At 36.7% G+C, this 24238-nt stretch carries 13 protein-coding genes; 9 read left to right on the forward strand and 4 right to left on the reverse strand.

Annotation, left to right across the window (positions count from 1 at the left end):
- Positions 1–158 precede the first annotated feature (158 nt).
- From ABEB31_RS15285 to ABEB31_RS15325, 9 genes are all read left to right on the forward strand, one after another.
- The gene (locus tag ABEB31_RS15285) at positions 159–2471 is read left to right on the forward strand and encodes a beta-N-acetylhexosaminidase (RefSeq protein WP_347052502.1); all 2313 of its coding nucleotides are present in this window, start codon (positions 159–161) and stop codon (positions 2469–2471) included.
- 18 nt (positions 2472–2489) lie between these two features.
- Positions 2490–4340 (forward strand): beta-galactosidase, encoded by a 1851-nt coding sequence (locus tag ABEB31_RS15290; protein ID WP_347052503.1) that lies wholly within the window; start codon positions 2490–2492, stop codon positions 4338–4340.
- Between the two features lie 285 nt (positions 4341–4625).
- A complete protein-coding gene (locus ABEB31_RS15295) occupies positions 4626–6110 on the forward strand; it encodes an alpha-L-fucosidase (protein ID WP_347052504.1) in 1485 nt (494 codons plus the stop codon).
- A gap of 9 nt (positions 6111–6119) precedes the next feature.
- Positions 6120–8363, forward strand: coding sequence for a GH92 family glycosyl hydrolase (locus tag ABEB31_RS15300; RefSeq protein WP_347052505.1), 2244 nt, complete (start codon positions 6120–6122; stop codon positions 8361–8363).
- Between the two features lie 11 nt (positions 8364–8374).
- Positions 8375–11035, forward strand: a complete 2661-nt coding sequence (locus ABEB31_RS15305; RefSeq protein ID WP_347052506.1) for a glycoside hydrolase family 3 N-terminal domain-containing protein — start codon at positions 8375–8377, stop codon at positions 11033–11035.
- 262 nt (positions 11036–11297) lie between these two features.
- Entirely contained in the window at positions 11298–14384 is a 3087-nt protein-coding gene (locus ABEB31_RS15310; protein ID WP_347052507.1) for a SusC/RagA family TonB-linked outer membrane protein, read from the forward strand.
- A 16-nt stretch (positions 14385–14400) separates the two neighbouring features.
- Entirely contained in the window at positions 14401–15987 is a 1587-nt protein-coding gene (locus ABEB31_RS15315; RefSeq protein WP_347052508.1) for a SusD/RagB family nutrient-binding outer membrane lipoprotein, read from the forward strand.
- A gap of 120 nt (positions 15988–16107) precedes the next feature.
- Positions 16108–17157 carry a sialidase family protein gene (locus tag ABEB31_RS15320; RefSeq protein ID WP_347052509.1) on the forward strand — a complete coding sequence of 350 codons (1050 nt, stop codon included), beginning with the start codon at positions 16108–16110 and terminating at the stop codon, positions 17155–17157.
- A 250-nt stretch (positions 17158–17407) separates the two neighbouring features.
- Complete coding sequence (locus ABEB31_RS15325) at positions 17408–18373, forward strand: M20/M25/M40 family metallo-hydrolase (protein ID WP_347052510.1); 966 nt, start codon at positions 17408–17410, stop codon at positions 18371–18373.
- Positions 18374–18794: 421 nt separating this feature from the next.
- Here the strand turns inward: ABEB31_RS15325 and ABEB31_RS15330 are convergent, their stop codons facing one another.
- From ABEB31_RS15330 to ABEB31_RS15345, 4 genes are all read right to left on the reverse strand, one after another.
- Positions 18795–19793, reverse strand: coding sequence for an FAD:protein FMN transferase (locus tag ABEB31_RS15330; protein ID WP_347052511.1), 999 nt, complete (start codon positions 19791–19793; stop codon positions 18795–18797).
- Between the two features lie 22 nt (positions 19794–19815).
- A complete protein-coding gene (locus tag ABEB31_RS15335) occupies positions 19816–22008 on the reverse strand; it encodes a PepSY domain-containing protein (RefSeq protein ID WP_347052512.1) in 2193 nt (730 codons plus the stop codon).
- Positions 22009–22124: 116 nt separating this feature from the next.
- A complete protein-coding gene (locus tag ABEB31_RS15340) occupies positions 22125–22607 on the reverse strand; it encodes a DUF2271 domain-containing protein (protein ID WP_347052513.1) in 483 nt (160 codons plus the stop codon).
- 106 nt (positions 22608–22713) lie between these two features.
- Complete coding sequence (locus ABEB31_RS15345; RefSeq protein ID WP_347052514.1) at positions 22714–24210, reverse strand: ankyrin repeat domain-containing protein; 1497 nt, start codon at positions 24208–24210, stop codon at positions 22714–22716.
- Positions 24211–24238 lie beyond the last annotated feature (28 nt).

Raw genomic sequence — 24238 nt, forward strand, 5'->3', positions numbered from 1 at the left:
GAAATCGCACAAGTTAATCGATATAGATTGGAGATATACTTTGTAGAATTTGTAGTATGATTTCTCCTTTCAATCGAAATGACAAACTAAACTAATAAAACTATCTCTCTTCATCTTCTTTCAATAAGAAACTGATGAGACAAACCAAAAAATAAAGAATGAAAAAATTACTATTCCTATTAACGTTAATCATTTCAATTTTTTCGGCTAATGCGCAGAAAGTTTACACAGAAAGTGATATACATATCATTCCGAAACCGAGTCAGACTTTTATTAAAACTGGTGTTTTTGAATTTACAAAAGATACAAAGTTTGTCGTAAACGGAGATTTCCAGAAAGATGCGGCAAATGCTTTGGCTTCTAAATTTGAAATTGCCGCAGGATGGAAACCAGAAACGACAACTAAAGCACCTGCAAGCAATTTTGTTCAGTTTAAAGTAGATCCGAACTTAAAAAATGAAGCTTATATTTTAGATGTAAATCAGACTAGTATTGTGATTTCTGCGAAAGGAAATGTAGGCTTTTTATATGGTTTGGAAAGTGTCAGACAATTACTTCCGGAAGCAATTGAAAGCAAATTTGCTATTACTTCTGCAAAATGGCAGGTTCCAAGCTTAACGATTAATGATGAACCTCGTTTCAAATGGAGAGGTTTAATGTTGGATTTATCGCGTCATTTCTTCGATAAAAATTATATTCTGTCTACAATTGATCGTTTGGCAATGCACAAAATGAATGTTTTGCATTTGCATTTGGTTGATGATCAGGGCTGGAGAATTGAAATAAAAAAATATCCCAAATTAACAGAAGTTGGCGCCTGGAGAGTAGATCAGGAAAGCTTATCATGGAATGCAAGGCTTCCGGTTACAGCAGATCAAAAAGGAACTTATGGTGGTTTCTTTACACAAGATGAATTAAGAGAAATCGTAAAATATGCTTCAACAAAAGGAATCGAAATCATTCCGGAAATTGAAATGCCGGCACACGTAAGCAGCGCAATTGCATCGTACCCTGAACTGGCCTGTTTTGAACAGAAAATTGGTGTTCCGTCGGGCGGAGTTTGGCCTTTGACAGATATTTATTGTGCAGGAAAAGAAACGACTTTTGAGTTTTTACAAAATGTAATTGATGAAGTAATTACCATTTTTCCTTCAAAATACATTCATATTGGCGGCGATGAAGCGACTAAAACCAATTGGGCAAAATGTCCGCATTGTCAGAAAAGAATTAAAGATGAGAAATTAAAAGATGTCAACGAATTACAAAGCTATTTTGTAAAACGTATGGAAAAATACATCAACTCAAAAGGTAAAAGAGTTATTGGTTGGGATGAAATCTTAGAAGGTGGATTAGCTCCGGATGCAACCGTAATGAGCTGGAGAGGAATGAAAGGCGGAATCGAAGCAGCAGATCAGGGTCATGACGTAATTATGACTCCGGAATCTCCTTGTTATTTCAACTTTTACCAAGGTCCGCAAAACGAAGAGCCTTTAGCTTTTGACGCTTATAATCCGTTAAGTGAAGTGTACAAATTTGATCCTGTAGTTTCAAGCATGACGCCTCAGGAAGCAGCACATGTGTTAGGCGGACAAGCCAATTTATGGGCAGAACACTTAGCATTACCCAAAGATTCTGAATACATGATTTTTCCAAGATTGGCAGCATTATCAGAAACTTTATGGAGTCCGAAAGAGAAACGCAATTGGAACGATTTTACAACAAGATTGTTCTCATTATTGAAGCGTTACGATTATTTAGGAATCAATTATGCGAAAAGTGCCTATTTGGTAACCGCTTCTTCAACGGCTGATTTGTCTAACAAACAAATAAAAGTCGAATTGAAAAATGAATTTCCTAATCCTGATATTCGTTACGTTTTAGGAGATAAAAGCATTGATCATCATGCTCTAAAATATGTTGCTCCAATTGAAATCAAAGAAACTACTGTTTTAAAAGCTTCTTTATTTCAGGATGACAAACCAGTTGGAAAAACATATACAGATACTATAGTTTTCCATAAAGCATTTGCAAAAAAAGTGAAATATTTAACACCTTATAATTCGAATTATAAAGGAGATGCGAATACGATGGTAAACACCATTCGCGGAAGCAAAAATTTCCATGACGGACAATGGCAGGCCTGGCTGGTTAACGATATGGAATTGTTAATTGACCTGGAAAAATTAGAAAGCATTGAGCAAGTTAAAGTTGGCGTTTTAGAGAGTCAGGGAGCTGGAGTTAATTTCCCAATTGAGGTTAAAGTTTTGGTTTCTGCTGATGGAATAAAATATCAGCAAGTTGGAAAAATTACACGTCCATATGCGGTAAATGCAGTTCCGGAGTTGAAAGATTTCAAAATTAATTTCCAAAAGCAAAATGCACGTTTTGTAAAAGTAATTGGAGGCAACTTAAAGAAAAGTCCAAAAGGAGAAAGCTCTTGGTTGTTTGTGGATGAAATTGTAATCAATTAATTTTTAGTTATTTAAAAAATGAATAAGATACTATTTAAGCTCGGAATATTATTGATTGGATTGATGCCATTTTTTAGTACAGCACAAACCAAAGGATTTTCTATATCTAAAGGAGAATTTCAGCAAGACGGAAAAATTATTAAAATACATTCAGGCGAAATGCATTATGCACGTATTCCTAAAGAGTATTGGAGACACAGGTTGCAAATGCTTAAAGCGATGGGAATGAATACCGTGGCCACTTATGTGTTTTGGAATTATCACGAAACAGCGCCAGGTGTATGGGATTTTAAAACAGAAAATAGAGATTTAGCTGAGTTTTTACGTATTGCTAAAAGTGAAGGATTATATGTGATTCTGCGGCCAGGACCTTATGCCTGCGGTGAATGGGAATTTGGAGGATATCCTTGGTGGCTTCAAAATAATCCGGATTTAGTAATTCGTACCAATAACAAAGCATTTTTAGAAGCTTGTAAAACGTATTTGGAGCAATTGTCTGCAGTGGTAAAAGGATATTTTTCTAATCAGGGAGGGCCTATTATTATGGTTCAGGTTGAAAATGAATTTGGTTCTTACGTTTCTCAAAGAACAGATATTGCAGCTGCTGATCATACAGCATACAAAACAGCTATTTACAATACGCTTAAACAAACCGGGTTTCAGGAGCCTTTTTTTACTTCCGACGGGACCTGGCTGTTTGAAGGCGGAATGGTTGATGGCGTTTTGCCAACTGCAAATGGGGAATCAAATATAGAAAATTTAAAAAAGCAGGTTGATAAATTCCATAAAGGACAAGGACCTTACATGGTTGCAGAGTTTTATTCTGGCTGGTTAGATCATTGGGCAGAACCATTTGTTAAAATTGGATCTGAGGAGATTGCAAGTCAAACCAAAAAGTACCTTGATGCAGGCGTTTCTTTTAATTATTATATGGTACATGGCGGTACAAATTTTGGATTTACTTCCGGAGCAAATTATAATGAAGAAAAAGATATTCAGCCTGATATTACAAGTTATGATTATGACGCGCCAATTAGCGAAGCAGGTTGGGCAACTCCAAAATTTATGGCGATACGTGATATTATGCAAAAGTATTCTAAAACAAAATTAGCACCGATTCCAGAGAAAATACCAGTTTCAAAATATCCTAATCAGCCGGTAAAATCCAGTATGGATGTTTTAAGCTGGATAAAAAAAGAAAAAGCTGTTGTTAATGACCAGCTTTTAACATTTGAAAAATTGGGTCAGGGACATGGATATGTTTTGTATCGAAAAAGATTTACTCAACCAATTAATGGCAAATTAAAAATTGAGGGATTGAGAGATTTTGCTACAGTTTATGTAAACGGAGTTAACGTGGGCGAGTTGAATAGAGTTTTTAATAACTACGAGTTGGAAGTTTCTATTCCTTTTAACGCTATTTTAGAAATTCTGGTTGAAAATATGGGTCGTATTAACTACGGTGCCGAAATAGTTCATAATACTAAAGGAATTATTTCTCCGGTATTCATCAATGAATATGAAATTAGTGGCGGATGGGAAATGTATAAAATGCCAATGAATGAAGTGCCGGTTCTTAAAAATGAAAAGATAAAATCTGGACGACCAGTTATTTACGAATCTATTGTAAACATAGACAAACCAGCCGATACTTTTCTTGATATGACAAATTGGGGTAAAGGAATTGTATATGTTAACGGTCACAATCTGGGGCGCTACTGGAAAGTCGGACCGCAACAAACACTCTATGTGCCAGGTTGCTGGTTGAAGAAAGGTGAAAATAAGTTTGTGGTATTGGAGCAGCTTAATGAAAACAGCAAAACAGAATTAACTTTTACAGACCAGCCAATACTTGAAAAGTTAAATTGATAATACCTATTAACCAGAGAATCGAGTTTGTCGTTTGGAGTGAGAAGACTTAAGCAACAGCTAACCGGAAGTAAAATCTTCCAGGTATTTGACACAGATTAAAGTTCTAATAGCAAACATAGCCCGAGGTTTCAACCCCGGGATGTCTATTCAAACTAACTTTAGGTTGAATTACGTTGAGTCCCAATGGTTGAAACCATTAGCTATGTTTAGAATGATAAACTTCGAGAGTAAAAAATAAACAAAAAACAAAAGAATAAATAAAACCTAATAAATAGATTAAAGATGAAAAGAGGAATATTCATTATCGCCCTTTTATTTTCAGCTCAGATATTCGCGCAGGCAATATATGAAGATGAAAGATACGTACCAGAAACAGATCCGTTAGTTTTAAAGAACCTGGACGAATGGCAAGGCAAAAAATTTGGTCTGCTAATGCACTGGGGAACTTACAGCCAGTGGGGTATCGTAGAATCCTGGTCTATTTGTCCTGAAGATTACGGTTGGTGCGAACGTAAAAAAGGAAGCAATCCTGCTAACTACAATCAGTACATCGCCGATTATGAAGGTTTAAGAAAAACATTTAATCCTGTAAAATTTGATCCTGCAAAATGGGCAAAAGCGGCTAAATACGCAGGAATGAAATACATGGTTTTCACTACAAAGCACCATGACGGTTTCAATATGTACGACACTAAATATTCTGATTATAAAATCACGAGTAAAGACGTTCCTTTTCATACCAATCCAAAAGCAGACGTTTTAAAAGAGATTTTCAACTCTTTTAGAGGTGAAGGTATTTCTACTGGAGCTTATTTCTCTAAACCAGACTGGCATAACGAAAACTACTGGGATCCTTATTTTCCTCCATTTGACAGAAATGTAAATTACGATCCTGCTTTATACCCAGAAAAATGGCAGAAATATGTTGATTTTACTCATAACCAAATTATGGAAATCCTGACTAATTACGGAAAAGTAGACATTTTATGGTTAGATGGTGGATGGGTTAGAAAAAGAGACCAGGTAAATATCAAAGAGAACTACGACGAGAAATTTACAGAAAACGAAGCTAAAAACGGTTTCATCAAGCACAGAGTGGTAGATCAGGATCCTAAAATGGATGAATTGGTTGTAAAAGCACGTGCCAAACAACCGGGTTTAATTGTGGTTGACAGAGCGGTACATGGTAAAAACCAAAACTACTTAACTCCGGAAGGGCGTGTTCCTGCCAAAACTTTGCCTTACCCATGGGAATCCTGTATTCCTGCTGGCGGTGGATGGTCTTACTCTCCAGGTGCTACTTACATGACTGGAAGACAAGGTATTCATATGTTAGTTGATATTGTGGCTAAAGGTGGTAACTTATTATTAAACGTGGCACCAAGTCCGGAAGGAGAATGGGATAAAGGAGCTTACGATTTGTTACAAGCTTACGGAGACTGGATGAAAGTAAACAGCACCGCCATTTACAATACCAAGCCAATCGAACCTTACAAAGAGGAAAACATTTGTTTTACACAAAATAAAGCGGGTAATGTATTTGCTTTTTACCTAGCTAAAGAAGGAGAAGACAAAATTCCTGCAACGGTTGCAGTAAAATCTATCAGCCCTAAAAAAGGAACAAAAATCACGATGTTGGGTTCTAAAACTTCATTGAAATGGGTAAAATCGGATAAAGGATTTACAGTAACTATTCCAGAAAGTTTAAGAAACAACCTTCCTGCAAAAGAAGCGTGGACTTTAAAAATAGAAGCGATTAACAGATAAACGAAACCTATGGTTTTAAATATAACAAATAAATTCAGGACAGCATGTATCTTGTACATGCTGTTTTTTAGCATCACCATTTTGGCACAGGAACCTGCCGATTATGTCAATCCGTTTATTGGGACTTCCAATTTTGGAGCGGCTTTTCCGGGTCCGATTGCACCTAGAGGGATGGCAAGTATTAGTCCGTTTAACGTGGCGGGAATAAAAAACACGCCTATGGAAAAAGACAGTCAATGGTTGTCTAATCCGTATGTGAATGAAAATACTTTTCTGACTGGATTTTCTCAGGTTAATTTAAGTGGTGTCGGCTGTCCGGAATTGGGTGTTATTTTACTGATGCCCACAACAGGAGCAGTAGAAACCGATCATTTAAAATATGGTTCGACCTATTCTAATGAAGTGGCAAAAGCAGGGTATTACAGCGTAAACATCGACAAGTATAAGGTTAAAGGCGAATTTACAGCTTCAAAACGAGTTGGAGTAAGCAGATTCACTTTCCCGAAAGGACAGTCAAACGTCTTGTTGAATCTTGGTGTTGGTTTAACCAATGAAGAAGGTGCCATGATAAAAGTGGTGTCGCCGACAGAAATTGAAGGAATGCGTTCGGTTGGTTCGTTTTGTTACAACAGTCCTGAAGATGCTTATCCGGTTTATTTTGTGGCTCAATTTTCTAAACCTGCCGATAAATTCGGAGTTTGGAAAAAACCTGCAAAATACAACGGCGTTGAAGCGCAATGGATGGGTTACAACGGAAAAACGAGAATAATGGAAAATACTGTTAAAACCGTTGTAGGTGATAGTATCGGAAGTTATTTTACGTATAAGTTCGACAAACAAGAAACGGTTGAAGTAAAGATCGGAATTTCGTACGTAAGTATCGAAAATGCCCGTGAAAACTTAGCAAAAGAAGTGGGTAACAGATCTTTTGATGCAATTTACAAAGAAACCTACAACGAATGGAACGAAGAACTTTCTAAAATTTTGGTTGAAGGAGGCTCAAAAGATGACAATACGATTTTTTACACGGCTTTGTATCATACTTTAATTCACCCCAATATTTTGAATGATATTAATGGTGAATATCCGGTAATCAAAAGAACTAAAGTTGGTAAAACCAACGGCACCCGTTATACCGTATTTTCATTATGGGATACTTATAGAAATGTGCATCAGTTAATGTCTTTGGTTTATCCCAAACAGCAATCTGAAATGATAAAAAGTATGCTGGACATGTTTGATGAAAACGGATGGCTTCCGAAATGGGAATTGAATTCGACGGAAACTTTTACTATGGTTGGAGACCCGGCAAGTATCGTCATTACAGATACATACTTAAAAGGAATTCGTGATTATGATGTTAATAAAGCGTATTATGCGATGTTGAAAGGAGCAGATAATACGGAAAATAATCCGCTTCGTCCCGGATTAAAAGATTATATCAAAAAAGGATATGTGACAACCAATGACAAAGGTCCGGTTTCAACGACACAGGAATATAATATTTCAGATTATGCTATTTCGCTAATGGCCAACGAATTCGGCGACAAAGACAATGTAAAACGTTTTAAAAACCGTTCGTTATCGTATAGAAAATTATTTGATAAGAATCTGAATTTACTTCGCCCAAGAACGGCAAACGGAGATTGGTACGAGCCTTTTGATCCGGCATCGGGAGCCAATTTTGAGGAAAATGTTGGTTTTATAGAAGGAAATGCATGGCAGTATAATTTTATGGTACCACACGATATCGTCGGATTAAAGAAATTAATGGGCGGTGATAAGGTTTTTTCAGCACAATTGCAGAAAATCTTCGACATGAAACAATTTGATATGGCAAATGAGCCGGATATCGCAAATCCGTACTTATTTAATTATGTTAAAGGAGAAGAGTATAAAGCTCAGGAACTTGTAAAAAAACTGGTTCGCGAATACTTCCAAAACAAACCAAAAGGATTGCCGGGAAATGACGATACAGGAACCATGTCGGCCTGGCTGGTCTATTCGATGATGGGAATTTATCCAATATCGCCGGGAGATCCAATTTACACTATTACAGCGCCAATGTTTCACAGAGTGACAATTAAATTAGATCCAAGATATTATAAAAAAGAAAGCATTGTCATTGAAAGACAAATCAATAATGATGGAAAAATCAATTCGATTGAGCTAAACGGTAAAACACTAAACAGCTTTTTTATTTCGCATGATGATTTTGTGAATGGAACAAAGCTGAAAGTGATTCAAAATTAAACAACACAATTATGTTACAACTAAAAATCAAAAAAACAGCCATTATTTTTGTAATGGCTGTAGGTTTTTTTAACCAAAGCCATGCGCAGAAAAAATATCCGTATCAGGATGCCAAACTGCCTGTTGAAGAAAGAGTTCAGGATTTATTAAGCCGTATGACACTTGAAGAAAAAGTACGTCAGATGGATATGTACAGAGGAGATTTTTTTAAAGAAAAGGAAGATTTTGCCAAATCTAAATCAGCTGAAAAAATCGGGATATTAGGTATTGGAGCAATTCATGACCTTTATCCGCGTTCGGCGAAAATGATTAATGATTTGCAGACCAACGTAATCAAAGGAAACCGCTGGGGAATTCCAGCGCTTATTATGTGTGAAATGCTTCATGGTTATTTAGATGAAGGAAGTACCGCTTTTCCAATGAATATCGGACTTGGAGCAACTTGGGACGTAAATGTACTGGACAAAGTTGGAAAAGTAATCGGTATGGAAGCTCGTGCTCATGGTGTTCACTTCGGTTTTGGTCCAAACTTAGATTTAGGACGCGAGCCAAGATGGGGGCGTGTTGCGGAGACTTTTGGTGAAGATGCATTCTTGAACAGCGAAATTGGTTTGGCTTTTATTAAAGGTTTACAAGGAGATGATTTAAAATCAGATCGTTCGATTATTGCTGAACCTAAGCATTTTGCAGTTCACGGTATTCCACAGGCGGGAGGAAATTCTTCTCCAATTTTAGTGGGAGAACGTTCGGCTCGTGAAGATCATCTACCTTCTTTTAGAAAAGCATTTACAAAAGGTGGTGCATTGGGAACGATGTGTGCCTATTCAGAGTTAGACGGAATTCCATGTGCGGCAAATCATTGGCTATTGACGGATGTTTTGAGAAAAGAATGGGGTTTTAAAGGAATCGTAGTTTCAGATTTAGGAGCTATTAAATACATTCAGACCACTCACAAAGTGGCTGATTCTCCAAAAGATGCTATTAGAGAAGCAGTTTCTTCTGGTGTTGATATGCAGTTTTACGATTTTTCAAACGAGTTCTGGCAGAATACGATTATCGAATTGGTTAATGAGAAAAAATTAACTGAAGAAAATATCAATCGTGCTGCGGGAGGAGTTTTACGTTTGAAATTCTTGTTAGGATTATTTGAAAATCCGTTTACCGATAAAAACTTAATTAAAGAGCGTTTTCATACTAAAGAAAATCAAGCTGTTGCATTAGAAGCAGCTCAAAAATCGATGATTTTATTGAAGAATGAAAACAATATTCTTCCATTAAAAAAAGATCTTAAAAACATTGCGGTAATCGGTCCAAATGCAAATGCTTCAAGATTGGGAGGTTATTCTCCTAAAAATAGTGTCGGAACAACTGTTTTTGAAGGTATTCAGCAAGTGGTTGGTAAAACGGCAAATGTGGTTTATGAAGAAGGTGTACCGCTGATTGTAAAAGGACAAGCTATTCCATCAAAATATTTATTTACTTCTGACGGATCTCAAAACGGATTAAAAGGAGAATATTTTAATAATAGAAATGTGGAAGGAACTCCAGCTTTAACGCGTATTGACAGCCAATTAGAATTTGACTGGCCTTGGGCGCCTGGTGATGGTGTAAATGTGGATGATTTCTCTATCCGTTGGACAGGTTACATTCAATCAGATAAATCATTTGACGGCTGGTTAGGTTTAAGTTCTGATGACGGAATCAGAATGTGGATTGATGATGTATTGGTTGTTGACAACTGGGCAAAAGGTGCGACAAGCATTGTTACAACTCCAAAAAATATTGAAGCAGGAAAAAAATATAAAGTCCGCATTGAAATGTGGGAAGGCGGTTGGGGTGCCAGAGCACACTTGCGTTGGAACTTAGAAAAAGTAAACATGCAGCCGGCAATCGATGCCGCTAAAAAAGCTGATGTTGCGATTGTCGTTTTAGGAGAATCTAACGAATTAGTAGAAGAAAATAGAGACGTTGCTGATTTGAATTTACACGGAATACAGCAGGAATTGATCGAAGCGATTCAGAAAACAGGAACTCCTGTAGTTTGTGTATTGTTAAACGGTCGTCCGTTATCGACAAACTGGATTGCTGATAATATCCCAGCGATTATTGAAGGATGGTTCCCAGGTGAAAGTGGGGGTAGAGCTGTAGCTGATGTTTTGTTTGGAGATTACAATCCGGCGGGAAGACTGCCTATTACGGTTCCAAAATCGGTTGGACAGTTACCTATATATTATAACCAAAAACCATCTGCGATTCATAAATACGTCAGCGAAAGCGAAAACCCGCTTTTCAATTTCGGTTTTGGTTTAAGTTATACTAAGTTTTCTTATTCGAATTTAGCCATCAGCTCGACTGAAATAAAGCAAGACGGCGAATTGAAAGTTAGTGTTGATGTGAAAAACATTGGAAATTATGACGGTGACGAAGTCGTTCAACTTTATATTAATGATATTTACAGCAGTGTAACAACTCCTGAAAAAACCTTAAAAGGTTTTAAAAGAGTGTTCATTAAAAAAGGAGAAACCAAACGTGTTGATTTTACACTTACTCCCGATGAGCTATCTCTTTGGAACAGAGAAATGAAGGAGGTTGTAGAGCCGGGAGATTTTGAAGTTATGGTCGGCGGAAATTCGGTCGATTTGTTAAAATTAAAATTCAGGGTTTTGAACTAAAAACCATAAAACGCCGAAGATTTTTCGGCGTTTTTGCTTTAAAAAAGTGAATACAATTATAAAAGGTAAAAATCACTAAAATAAATAGACTAAGCCCTTGTAAAATAAGGAAGACTAGGATTACAAATGAAAACGTTTTCTTTCATTTTCAACTAAAGTTTCACCAACACCTTTGAAAAAATGTCATTTGTCGAAATTATGATTCGTTAACAAAATGTATTCTTAAGTTTAACATGTTATTAACTCTAAAAAAACAACTAATATGATTAAAGACGTACTAAAATTACTGTTGGTCATATGCCTCTTCGGATTCCAAAGTCTGGAGGCACAAACCACAGTAAAAGGAACGATAACAGATGCTTCCACAGGGATTCCGATTCCGGGAGCAAATATTATTGTTAAAGGAACTAAAACAAGTGCTTCAACCGATTTTGACGGTAAGTATGCTATTATTGTTCCAAATCAATCAGCAGTTTTAGTTTTTACTTATGTAGGATCTGCTACAAAAGAAGTAGCTGTTGGTTCGCAAACTACAATTAATGTTGCGTTAGGAGCAGACACGCAACAACTGGGAGAAGTTGTTGTAACCGCTCTTGGTATTAAAAGAGAGAAAAAAGCAATTACGTATTCTGCTCAGAACGTTTCTGTAGATGAGCTTTCTGAAGCGAGATCATTAAACGTTGCCAACTCATTATCAGGTAAAGTTGCAGGTCTTAACTTCTCTACTACTTCAAATGGTGTTGGATCATCTTCCAGAATTACTTTAAGAGGGAACAGATCGCTTAACGGAAACAACCAGCCATTATATGTGGTAGATGGTGTGCCGATTAGTAATGGTACAACAAATTCTAATCCTGATATTGATACAGGAGGAACTACACAGCCAGATGGTATTTCTAACATTAACCCGGAAGATATTGCTTCGATGACTGTTCTTAAAGGACCTTCTGCTGCAGCACTTTACGGATCAAGAGCATCAAATGGTGTAATTGTTATTACAACTAAATCAGGTAAAGCCGGAAAAACTTCAGTTTCGTTATCATCCAACTTTATGGCATCTTCTGCTTATAATTTGATGAATTTACAAAACGAATACGGTCAGGGTACAAACGGAAATTACGTTTCTAACTCAAGTTCAAGCTGGGGTGCGCCGTTAGACGGGCGTCAGGTTTCTGCCTGGCAGTTGGTTCGTAATCCAAACTATACGGGACCGGCTACTCAAAGTTATTCTCCACAGCCAAACAACGTAATCGATTTTTACAAAACTGGTTATAACTTAGCGAATACCTTAACAGTTACAGCAGGTAACGAAAAAGCACAAGGATATTTCTCTTACACGAACACTCGTGCTGAAGGTATCGTTGGCGGTAACCAGATGGACAGACACAATCTTAACTTAAGATTAACCAGCAAAATTACAGATAAGTTAACTTTAGATGCCAAAACAAATTACATTGTGCAGGATATCGATAACTTATTAAGAACTGGTGAAGAGTCTATTGGTACATCTGCTTATTTGTTACCTCGTAGTATTGCTTACAACGATTACAAAAATTTCGAATATTTTGATGCTGCCGGACAAAGACAGGTAAACTATTTTCTTGACGAAACGGGAGCTCCGGGTGGAAATCCTTTCTGGTCAGCTTTAAGAGATGATGCACGTACAGATAAAAGAAACAGATTTATTGGTTTAGCTTCTCTTAAATATGAGTTTACAAAAACGTTAAGCTTACAAGGTAGAGCAGGTCTGGATCAAATGACAAATAAAAACGTAAGAAACAGATATGCAACCAATGCTTTCAACAGCAATATGGGATCATACAGCGAATCGTATGAAACGGTAAGTGAATTAAACGTTGATGCGTTACTTTCTTACAATGAAAAATTCGGTGATTTTGCTGTCGGACTTAATGCCGGTGCTAATGCATTACAACAAAATAATTCAAGTTTAGGTTCAGGCGGTGTTTTAAGTAAAAGAAACTTCTTCGCATTATCAAATGTTCAGACAGTTCAATCAACTTCTACGGCTTCGAATAAAAGAATTAATTCGGTTTACGCATTTGGTCAGTTGGGTTACAGAAACTATTTATTCTTAGATGTAACCGCCAGAAATGACTGGTCTTCTACTTTACCAACAGATTATTTCTACCCATCTTTTGGTCTTTCTGCAGTTCTTTCGGATATGTTTACTTTACCGGAAGTAATTAGTTTTGCAAAAGTCAGAGGTTCTTACGCACAAGTAGGTAACGATACAGATCCTTACCAGACACAACAAAGATTCTCTTATATTGGAGGTAACGGTGGTATGTTGTACGGACAAAGCACAAAAGCAAATCCAAACTTAAAACCGGAGATTTCTTCTTCTACAGAGTTTGGTGCTGATGTTAGATTTTTCAACAACCGTTTAGGTTTAGATTTTACGTATTTCAATACACTAACAGATAATCAGATTTTCTACATCAACACTCCTGAGTCTTCTGGATACTCCAGAGCTATTGTAAACGGTGGTGATATTGAAAATAAAGGTATTGAGCTTACTTTAACTGCAACTCCAATTCAGACTGAAAACTTTACCTGGGATATTACGGCAAATTATGCTTCGTATAAATCAAAAGTAAAATCTATTTACGACGGAAGAGATGAGTTAGTTTTGGGTGAAGGACGTTTAGTGAGAAGTAAAGTGGTTCAGGGTGGAGAATATGGTGACTTATACATTAAAGGTTTCCAAAGAGATCCACAGGGAAATATTATCGTAAACAGTGCGGGTCTTCCATTGGCAACAAATGGATTTGACGTTCGCGCGGGTAACTTTAATCCGGACTGGACTGCAGGTTTTAAAAACAACTTCAAGTACAAAGATTTCTCTTTAAGTTTCTTAGTTGATTTCAGAATTGGTGGAGAAGTGATTTCTTATACTCAGGCTAGACAAGCTGGTTTAGGGGTAAGTGACATTACTTTGGCAGGAAGAAATGGTGGAATTATTGTAGACGGTGTTGTGGCAAACGGTGACGGTACATTTAGTCCAAATACTACCAGCATCAATGCTGAACAATACTGGACATCTATCGGACAAAGAACTCCGATTGCAGAACCCTTTATTTATGATGCTACAAACATCAGATTAAGAGAGCTTGTTTTTGGTTATTCATTACCAAAACGTATCTTGGGCGATTCTGGATTTTCAAGCATCGATTTCTCTTTAGTAGGCAGAAACTTGTTTTTCTTCGTAAACAAAGCAGAACACTTTGACCCGGAAGCAGGAGCAGGTACAGGAAACTTGCAGGGGATAGAATCTTTCAACATTCCTTCAACCAGAGATTACGGAGTAAATGTTAAATTTGGATTTTAATTAAAAGAGAAATATCATGAAATATAGTTTTAAAATAAAAACATTAGGAGTTGCATTAATGGCAGTTTCAGTTTTGTCAAGCTGCGCTGGCGACTTTGATGAAATTAATAAAGATCCTAATTCCTTGACTGAAGATCAGTTAGATGCTACATTAGCAGGTCCTGCGTTTGCATCTGCATTGTATGCCGGGATTCACAATGGTTCTTATTCTTCTCCGGGTGTAGATGATCAGGGTACATGGGGTATTGCAACAGGTATTTTGTCTTCGACTTTTATTCACTACCTAAACTGTGGGTACGGAACGGAAAGAAATGCTTTCGTTAACGGATATGAAGGCAGAGGATGGACAAGATTTTATACAGTAGCTGCACCGGCTTTATCAAATGCCATCAAAGCATCTGAAGGAAATGCTGAAGCATTGGCGATTCTTAAAATCTGGAAAGTTTTCATGTACAACCAAATGGTTGATGCTTACGGACCAATTCCTTACACTGAAGCAGGAAATGGTAAAGAAAAAGTACCTTACGACAGCGTAGAATTTATTTACGCAGATTTCTTTAAATTGTTAGATGAAGCCAATGCAGTATTGTCTTCTTCTTCAACAGCTACTGTTGCATCTCTTTCTCCAAATGACCGTGTGTATGCAGGAAGTGTTGACAAATGGAGAGTTTTTGGAAATAGTATGAGATTACGTTTAGCCATGAGAATTTCGGATAAAGATCCTGCAAGGGCAAAAACTCAGGCTGAAGCTGCTGTAGCAGCAGGAGTAATGCAGACTAACGATCAGGGAGCGTTCTTTAAAGCAAGTAACATTACACCAAACAACCTGAACATGATTGTGAACAGCTGGGGTTATGTAATGACATCTTCTATGGAAAGTATCTTAGTAGGATACAACGATCCGCGTTTGTCTAAATGGTTTGCTCCAATTGCGGCAGGTGTTTACAGAGGTAACCCGGTGGGAGGTCTAGAAGATCAATTTGGAACAACTGAATTCTCTAAATTTAATAATGATGAGCTGGGTAACGGTGCGGCTAATACACGCAGCGAAACTAAAAACATCGAAATCTTTATGGCTTCTGAAAATTATCTGACAAGAGCAGAAGGAGCTTTAAATGGATGGAACATGGGCGGTGATGCCAAAACATTGTACGAAACAGGTATCAGATTATCTCTTGCACAATGGGGATTCACAGATCCGGCTGTTGTTAATGCTTATATTAACGGAGCTTCATTGCCAACATTACCAAACATTTTAACCGTTTATCCAACATTAGATTTACGTGATATTCCGGTGAAGTTACCGGTGGCATGGTCTGCATCTACTGCAGATCAGCGTACACAGATCGCTGTTCAGAAATATTTGGCTATTTTCCCGGAATCCTGGGAAGCTTGGGCAGATTTACGCAGAAGCGATGCTAAGGTTATTTATCCGGTATTAAATACTGATAATCCGGATGCGGGAGTTGGTAAATCTTTAATGAAAAGAATTATTTACACTACAAACGAGTACTCAGCAAACAAAGCAGCAGTTGAAGATGGTATCGTAAAATTAGGCGGTGCAGATTCAGGTGGAACCAGACTTTGGTGGGACACAAAATAATTAATTTGGTAAGTAACGATCCACACAATCCTTACTTAAAATTCAAAAGGAGAGGCAACTCTCCTTTTGTTTTATATATAAGTCAGATCGTATCTTTAGCTGACCTAAAAAATAATTTAAATGATATCAAAAGTAAAGTATACTAAGGCGATAATACTGGTAGTTTTTCTTTTATCGAATGCAGTAGGTGCACAGAAAGCCATTAATATTGAAAGCAGTTATATTGCAGATCCGCCTGTTACGGCGGCGAGTCACGCTGCGACTTTGGCAGAATGCAAACCAAACGAAATTTTAGCAGCCTGGTTTGGCGGTAAATACGAGGGAGCTAAAGACGTCGGAATTTATATTGCTTCGTATAAAGATAAGAAATGGTCCGAGCCTAAAAACCTGATTCAGCCTTTAATTAAAAACGGCGATACATTGCCTTGCTGGAATCCGGTTTTGTTTAAAAGTAAAAGCGAAAATCTGTATTTATTTTATAAAGTAGGCAAGAATCCCAGAGAATGGTTTGGCGCTATGATGGTTTCCAAAGACAATGGAAACAGCTGGGGAGAAACGACATATCTTCCAGACGGATTTCTCGGTCCCATCCGAAATAAACCAATCGAAACCACTCCCGGCGTAATCTTATGCGGAAGCAGTACAGAAAGTGTCCATACAGACGAATGGCGCGTTCATGTAGAGGAATATACAGAAGCAACCGATTCCTGGAAAAAGATTGAAGTTGAAAACAATAAAAACTTCAATATTATTCAGCCTGCATTTTTAATTCACAGCGCGACCGATATTCAGATTCTTTCGAGAAGTAAGCACAATAAAATAGTTTCCAGTTGGTCTGGCGATAATGGTAAAAGCTGGATTAGAACCAATACCATTAATGTTATCAATTCAAATTCCGGAATTGATGCACTGACGGTAAATAAAAACCTGTTTTTATTGGTAAATAATCCATTGCCAATGGGAAAAGACTGGTTTAACGGAAGAAATATTCTCGACGTAGATTATTCTACTGATGGCTTAAACTGGAAGAAATTATTTGATCTGGAAAAACAGGAAAAAGGAGAATTCAGTTATCCAGCCATTATTCAGACCGCAGATAAAAAAGTACATGTTTTATATACCTACAATCGTAAATATATTAAGCATACCGTTTTTGAGTTAGGTGTATAAAGCTTTAGCGGTTAATTGTACAAGGTTTATTTCACACAGATTTAAAATAATTTCAGCAGAAAAAAGCAGATTTTTTAAATCATAAATGCATTTGAAAATCAAAATAATTTACTGGTGAAATTATTTTAAAAACAAAACATCGTTTCTAATTAAAAAATGGCCTTTAAATCTGCGTGAAACAAAAATAAAAAAACGTTTTAATCTGCGTTTTAGCGATAGCAAACCGTATAAATTTTTTAGATAATTAAATATGAAAGTTTTAAAGAGCATCAGTATTATTTTAGGTTTCTTTTTTTTGAGTATTACTTCAAATGCTCAAAATATGGCGCAAACCTTTTATAAACACGATAAATATTTATCGTCTGATAAAATGGAAGGCCGCTTTCCCGGTACAAAACAAAATAACAAAGCGGCAGCTTATATTCAGAAGTATTTCAAAAAATACGGTTTACAGCCAGTCTATAAAAATTATTATCAGCCATTTAAAGTTTTTATAAAAGAAGGCGTCAACAAAATGAGATCGGATAGTGTTGCAACCCAGAATGTTGTTGGTTTTATAGAAGGCTCAGATGAAAAACTCAAAAACGAATTTATAATAATAGGTGCACATTACGATCACTGGGGCTGGGGCGGACCTGGTTCAGGAAGTAAAAAGAAAGATGTGGCCGCCATTCACAATGGCGCAGATGATAATGCTTCGGGAGTTTCGGCTTTACTTTGCATTTTGGAAGAAATTTCAAAGATGAAAGTAAAACCTAAAAGGAGCATCCTGTTTATTTCCTTCAGCGGAGAAGAAGAAGGTTTAGTCGGTTCGCGCTATTTTGTAAATCATTTACCTGTAAAAAAAGAAGCCGTAAAAGTAATGCTCAACATGGATATGGTTGGAAGACTAAATGCCGAAAAAGAGCTTTACATGGGCGGCGCCGGAACTTTTCCAAACGGAGTAGAACTGATGAAAAAACTGGGCGAAGGCAGTGGTTTAAAACCTGTTGTTCACGCCGGAGATGTCGGCGGATCGGATCATGTTTCGTTTTACAAAGAATCGATTGCAGCTGTTGGTTTCCATACCGGCGGGCATCCACAATATCATACGCCGGAAGATGATATCGAATTAATTAATTTTGAAGGTGGCGCATTAGTTTCAAAATATATTTTTAATGCACTAATCTCCATTGCAAATTATAATGAAGATTTGAGATTTATAAAACAAAATTAAAGCAATTATACGCAGATAAAGACTGATTTTTTATTTTCACGCACATCTAAACAGATTTGAGCAGATTTAGCAGATTGTTAATTAGTATAATTTGTTACTGGCGATAATAAGAGAATCTGCGTTTTCTGTCATACAAAAAAAATATCTTGAAAATCAGCATTTTTCGCGAAAACAAATCCATTTCACTGGCGTTTTAAGATAATAAAGTTAAGTTAATTAGTTATTTGTTTTGAGCAAAGACGGCATTCTATGCTATGGTATAGATGCCGTCTTTTACTTTAAATGCCCACGCTGCCATTGCATCAATTACAGGTACTAAACCAGTTCCGGCATGGCTTAATTTGTAAGTTAAATCCCTCTTGATTAGCAGGGAGAATCTATCACTTAATAAAAGGATGTTATAAATGTTCGGGTTTATTTCTTAAAATTTAGCTTTAAATCTTTTAGCTCTAAAATTCTTCGATTTTAAAACCTTTCCTTTATCAGTAATCATTAAACCGCTGTATTCTGGAAATTTTGAGAGTAAAATTAGTCCTTCTTTTTGTCCTAAAACCATAATCGAAGTACTCAGTCCGTTTGCGGTTTCGGCGTTAGGACCAAATATAGTAACACTGCATAAACCTGTTGCAGGATAACCCGTTGCCGGATTTATAATGTGCGAATAACGCTTTCCGTTAAACACAACAAATTTTTCGTAACTGCCTGAAGTTGTAACAGCTTCTTGCTCCAGCGAAACAACGCCAAGTAATTTTTCAGGTTTAAACGGATTCGTAATTCCAATTTTCCATGGCAAGCCATTGGGCTGTTTTCCCCAGGTGCTCATGTCACCGGAACCGTTTATAATTCCGGCATTTATTCCCTGTGCGAGCATCATTGCCCGACATTTGTCCGTTGCATATCCTTCGCCCAAAGCACCAAAACCAATTTTCATTCCTTTTATTTTTAGAAAAATAGTAGACTGAACACTGTCCAGAATTATGTTACGATAACCCACTTTTTCTACTGAATTTTTTATGGCTTCCGCCGAAGGCATTTCGGTCATGGAGCCGTCAAATTTCCAGATTCGGTCCATTGCCGCAAAGCTAATATCAAATCCGCCCTTTGTAATTTCAGACAGTTTTATAGCTCTCTCCGTTAATTCAAATACTTCACGATCTACTTTTACGGGCCGAATTCCTGCATTCTGATTCACTTCTGAAATTTGGGAGTCCGGTTTCCAATCTGAAATCAAGTTCTCAATTCGCGTAATCTCAGCAATAACTTCTTCAATTTTCTGACTCGCAGTTGCAGAATCTTTAGCCACAATCGAAATGTCAAAACGACCGCCCATCAAAAGCGTGGTTTTCTTACGCAATATTTGAGCATTCGCTGAAAAGCAAATAAATACTATAAGTATAGTGATTTTTTGACGAGTTGACATTGGCTTTATTTTTTTTTGTCCCCTAATAACAATCCGTTAAGATCTGACCGTTTCGTTTGTACTCTGTTATATTTTTAGAATTAGAAGTCAGGCAAAGTTCCTCCAGAATATTCTCGACATCGTTCTGCATTTGCAGTGATCCGCAGATCATGATCACGCCACCCTGGTTTAATAATCGGATAAAGAATGCAGCGTCACGCCTAATTAAATCCATAACATAAATATGTTCTGCTTCACGCGAAAGCGCCACATGAAAATTCTCAAGATGTTCTTTCCGGATCATGATTTCCGCAAACTTTTTATATGCCAAAAGCGTCGGAGTTTCCATCCTGAAACCGCTGTACAAATGTAATTCGGTTTTTGCTTTATTTTGTTCGATCATTCCGAGAAAAGGAGCAATTCCGGTTCCGTTTGAGATAAATGCAGCTTTTGGAGCTTTTTTTGGAAGATGAAAAGCGGCATTTTTTAAAATTCTGGCCTTTATTGTATCTCCGGGTTCCAGTTTATTCAGATAACCGGAACCTAAACCCAACGGATGCAATTTGACAACCAACTGAATATTTCCGGTATGTTTTCCAATTGAATAAAGACGTTCCCGATTGTCGTTTGCAGGATAAATGGCCAGTAAATCTCCAGAAGTAAATTTGGTTCTGCTGCCCGCGCGTAAAGTTAGTAAAAAAGTATGTTCGGTTTCTGAAATGGGTGTCTTATCCAAAACCATAAATTTTTCTAACCCTTTTGGAATCTGATTGTAAACCGACGGTGTTTGCGATAAAACAATTTTACTTTTAGAATTCCATAATTTAATCCATTCCACAAAATCTTCTGCCGATTTATCGTTGACTGTCTGCAGCGGTAAAAAACGTTCTGCCCAGCTTTGATCTTCTAATAAAGCATCGGCTTTTTTTGCAAAACCACAAAAATCAGGATAGGCTTTTGAACCAAAACCAACCACAGAAAAATGTGTTTTATGTTCTTGCGTATGTTTTTTAAGGATCGAAATAAATTTATTGGCATTAGAAGGCGCATCTCCCAATCCATGTGTAGAGGTAAAAACAATAATATGTTCTGCTTTGGCGAAAGTTTTAAAATTATTCAATTCAGTTAGAAAAACTTTTTCTCCTGCCGCAATTAATTGTTTCTGAATGGCATTGGCAAAACGCAGCGAACTTCCGTTTTCAGAACCTGTCAGTAAAATATAGTTACTTTCGTCTGCCTTAAATTTATTTTTAATCCTGCTCGATCTTCTCTTTAAGGTGATTGCAAATCCCGAATAAATAAAGAATAAAATATTTATACAGGCCAAACCTAAAATAACAGCCCAGACTGCATTTATTCTTCCCGTATGAAGATCAAGACTTAAAGCGGCAATCTGCGTGCGTACGGGTGATAGTTTCTCAGAAGTAACCATTCCAGTTCCCTGATTCACTTCAACTTCGCGGTCTTTTAATTCTATAATGTAATATTCTTCAGGATCATCTGTAAACGGAAATTCTATTTTTTTGACATCACTTAAAAGTGTGTTTTTGAAAAAAGATTTTCGATCCTTAGCTAAATCTGAAGCTGACGTTGTGGTTAATTCTTTTGCTTTTTCGTCTTTTGGCATAAAAAAATTAAATCTCTCCAGAGACAAATAAGTTCCTGTAAGTGCAATAACCAAAATCGGAATCAGGGCAAATCTTCCTAAAATAACATGGTAATACTGGGCGAAATATTCTTTTATGACTTTGGAAAAGAAATTTCGAATTCCTTTTTGTCTTTTTAAAACCAATACAAAACCCGACGTTGCAATTAGAAACAATAAAAATGAAATTACGCCAATAAAAAAACGCCCCGTTTCATGAAGAAACAAAGAGCGGTGTAAACCCGTAATCCACTTTATAAATTCACTTTTCTTTACAGGTTTTCCTAATGTCTTTCCTGTTTTAGGATCAATGTAAGCGTTAATGTCATTTCCGTCTTCATCAATTGCTTTCAAAGTTACGAACTGATGGTAATCGACACTCAATTCGGTAATTTCCATATAAGACTTTTTAAGAACCGGCAGTGTCTCCTCCAAAGTTAACCGATCGAAATCAGCTGCCTTGTACGGAAGTGTTTTTTCCTGAACGGCATCAACCGAAAGAATAATTCCGGTAACGGAAGCTAAAATCAGAAAAAGGGAAGAAAACAAGGCCAAAGCCAAATGAGAGTAACGCCAGAAAGAAAGAGTCATGGAATGTATTCTAGATATGGAAACGCATTATAATGTAACTATTTATAAAATGATAAAAATTTTTAACCCATAACAATATGCATTGTAATGGGTTAAAAATTATAAAAACGGTTTCCCTACAGTTTTATTAATTTGACATATTTGATATAGCCTTTTCCGTCTGTTTTATCAGCAAGGACTTCGGTCGTCAACGGTACCTCAAGATCGCTTACATAATATTTCTGGTCTTCGACTGCAGATTCAAAACGTAATTTGTACCCTTTATTGATTTTAGAATTTTCGATTTCAAAAGTTGTAACACTGCGATCGCCACCAGTAACAGAAGCACCTGTTTTGGCACTAATATCATCATTTTTCTGTGTGTGAAATTTATTCCATTCTTTCAGTGATTTGTACCATTTTTTATCATCGCCCATCACATAAAGTGTTTTTTCGTACTGGCCGCCGGCATTTACAAGTGAAACCACAATGTAGGCTCCTTCTCCCATATAATTATTCATTTGCAGCATACACTTGTATTTGATCGATTGCGCCTGAGATTGAAAAGAAAGTAAAAATATAAAAACGCTTGTAAGGGTGATTTTTAATATAGATTTCATGTAATTTAAATTTGTGTATTGAATTTTAATCAATGTTTTTAAAATTCCAAAAATCAAATGTAGAATTTGAATTTCGGAATTTCAAATCATGCTTATTATTATATCGTTATTTTAGAAACTCAACAGAAATGTTGTTTTTTGTCAGTAATTCATTTTCTTTCGCCAGGGCATAAGGAGTTTCATCAAATTCTGTTATCACGTCTTTTTTAGCACCAACAGAAACCAGGTATTTTAAGATTGCGTCGTCTTTAGAAATCATTGCTGCTCTGTGTAATGCTGTCAAACCATCTTTATTTTTGGCATTCACATCTACTTTCAGATCATTTATTTTTTTTAGAAGTGCAATATCATTTTTGGTAACTGCCACATGATACAGAGTGTTTCCGTCTTTTTGAGCAGCTGCGAGATCCAGTCCTTTATCCTGCAGTAATTTTGCTTTTGCATCAAAAGGATCTTGTTTTGGGGTTTCTCTATCTTTTCCTGACGGACGATAAGACTGTACCAGATAAAGGCCAAGATTATTTCCGTCTTTGTCTTTTACATTTACAGCTGCACCTTTTGCCAACAGTAAACCAACAGTTTCAGGAGTACCATATTGAACGGCTTTGGTCAATGCAGATTCTCCTTTTAAATTCTGGATATTAACGGTTTTTGTTTTTGGAAGTAAAAGTTCCAAAGCAGCAGGTTCTTTTGCAGATGCTGCAGCCATAAGCGGTGTATTTCCTTCCTTATCTGCTTTATTGGCATCAACTCCCTTATCCAGGAAATATTTAATAATTTCTGTCTGATTGGGTTTGCCCGCCAGAATATGCAGTACATTTTGACCCGCTTTATTCTGCGCAGTTGGTTTAAGTTTTACTTCTTCAACTAAATATTTATAAGTTTCAATTGTATTGGTTTCCCTGCGGCTTCCCTGTGCAGCGATTAATAACGCTTCATCAGTAGGCTTAATTCCTTTTTCCAGAAGTTTCTTTAACAAGTCTATATTGCCGGATCTTGCTGCATACGTAAAAGCAGTATTTCCGTTTACATCTACATCTTTTAGCGACATTCCTTTGGTAGCAAAATATTCTGCTGCTTTTAAATCTTTATCGGCTGCAATTCCTAATAATAAGAGATTAGCACCGTTAGTATATTTTTTCTTTGGATCTAAACCTGCCTTAAAAAACGCATCATACATTGCCGGATTTGCCTGCCCGTTTGAAGCTGCAAAATCTGCAGGAGCAGTACCGTGGCTGTCTTCAAAATTAACATCAGAACCTTTGCTCAGCAGATACTGCACCAATTCTGTATTTCCTCTGTATGCCGCCCAATGTAGATATATACGATTATCGTGTGTTAATTTCGTTACAGAATTTCCCGGTTGTTCTGCCAAAAATTTAATAGTTTCTATTGGTGCATCGTTATTAATTGCTAAAGTAGTCACATCAAAGGCATTGGCATTCGCTTCTGATGGATTGTTTCCTTTTGCAATTTCAGCTTTTACAGTTTCAACATTTGGAGAAGTTTTCCAAAAAGAGGGGTCCAAAAGCGTATTTTTTTGCTGTGCACTTACAAATGCGGTAGTAGCTAATACAAAAGAAACGAAAAGATTCTTTTTCATAATAAGTTATGTTAGAATTGTACAGAGT

This window comes from Flavobacterium olei (genome assembly GCF_039749035.1).
Taxonomy (GTDB): Bacteria; Bacteroidota; Bacteroidia; order Flavobacteriales; family Flavobacteriaceae; genus Flavobacterium; species Flavobacterium olei.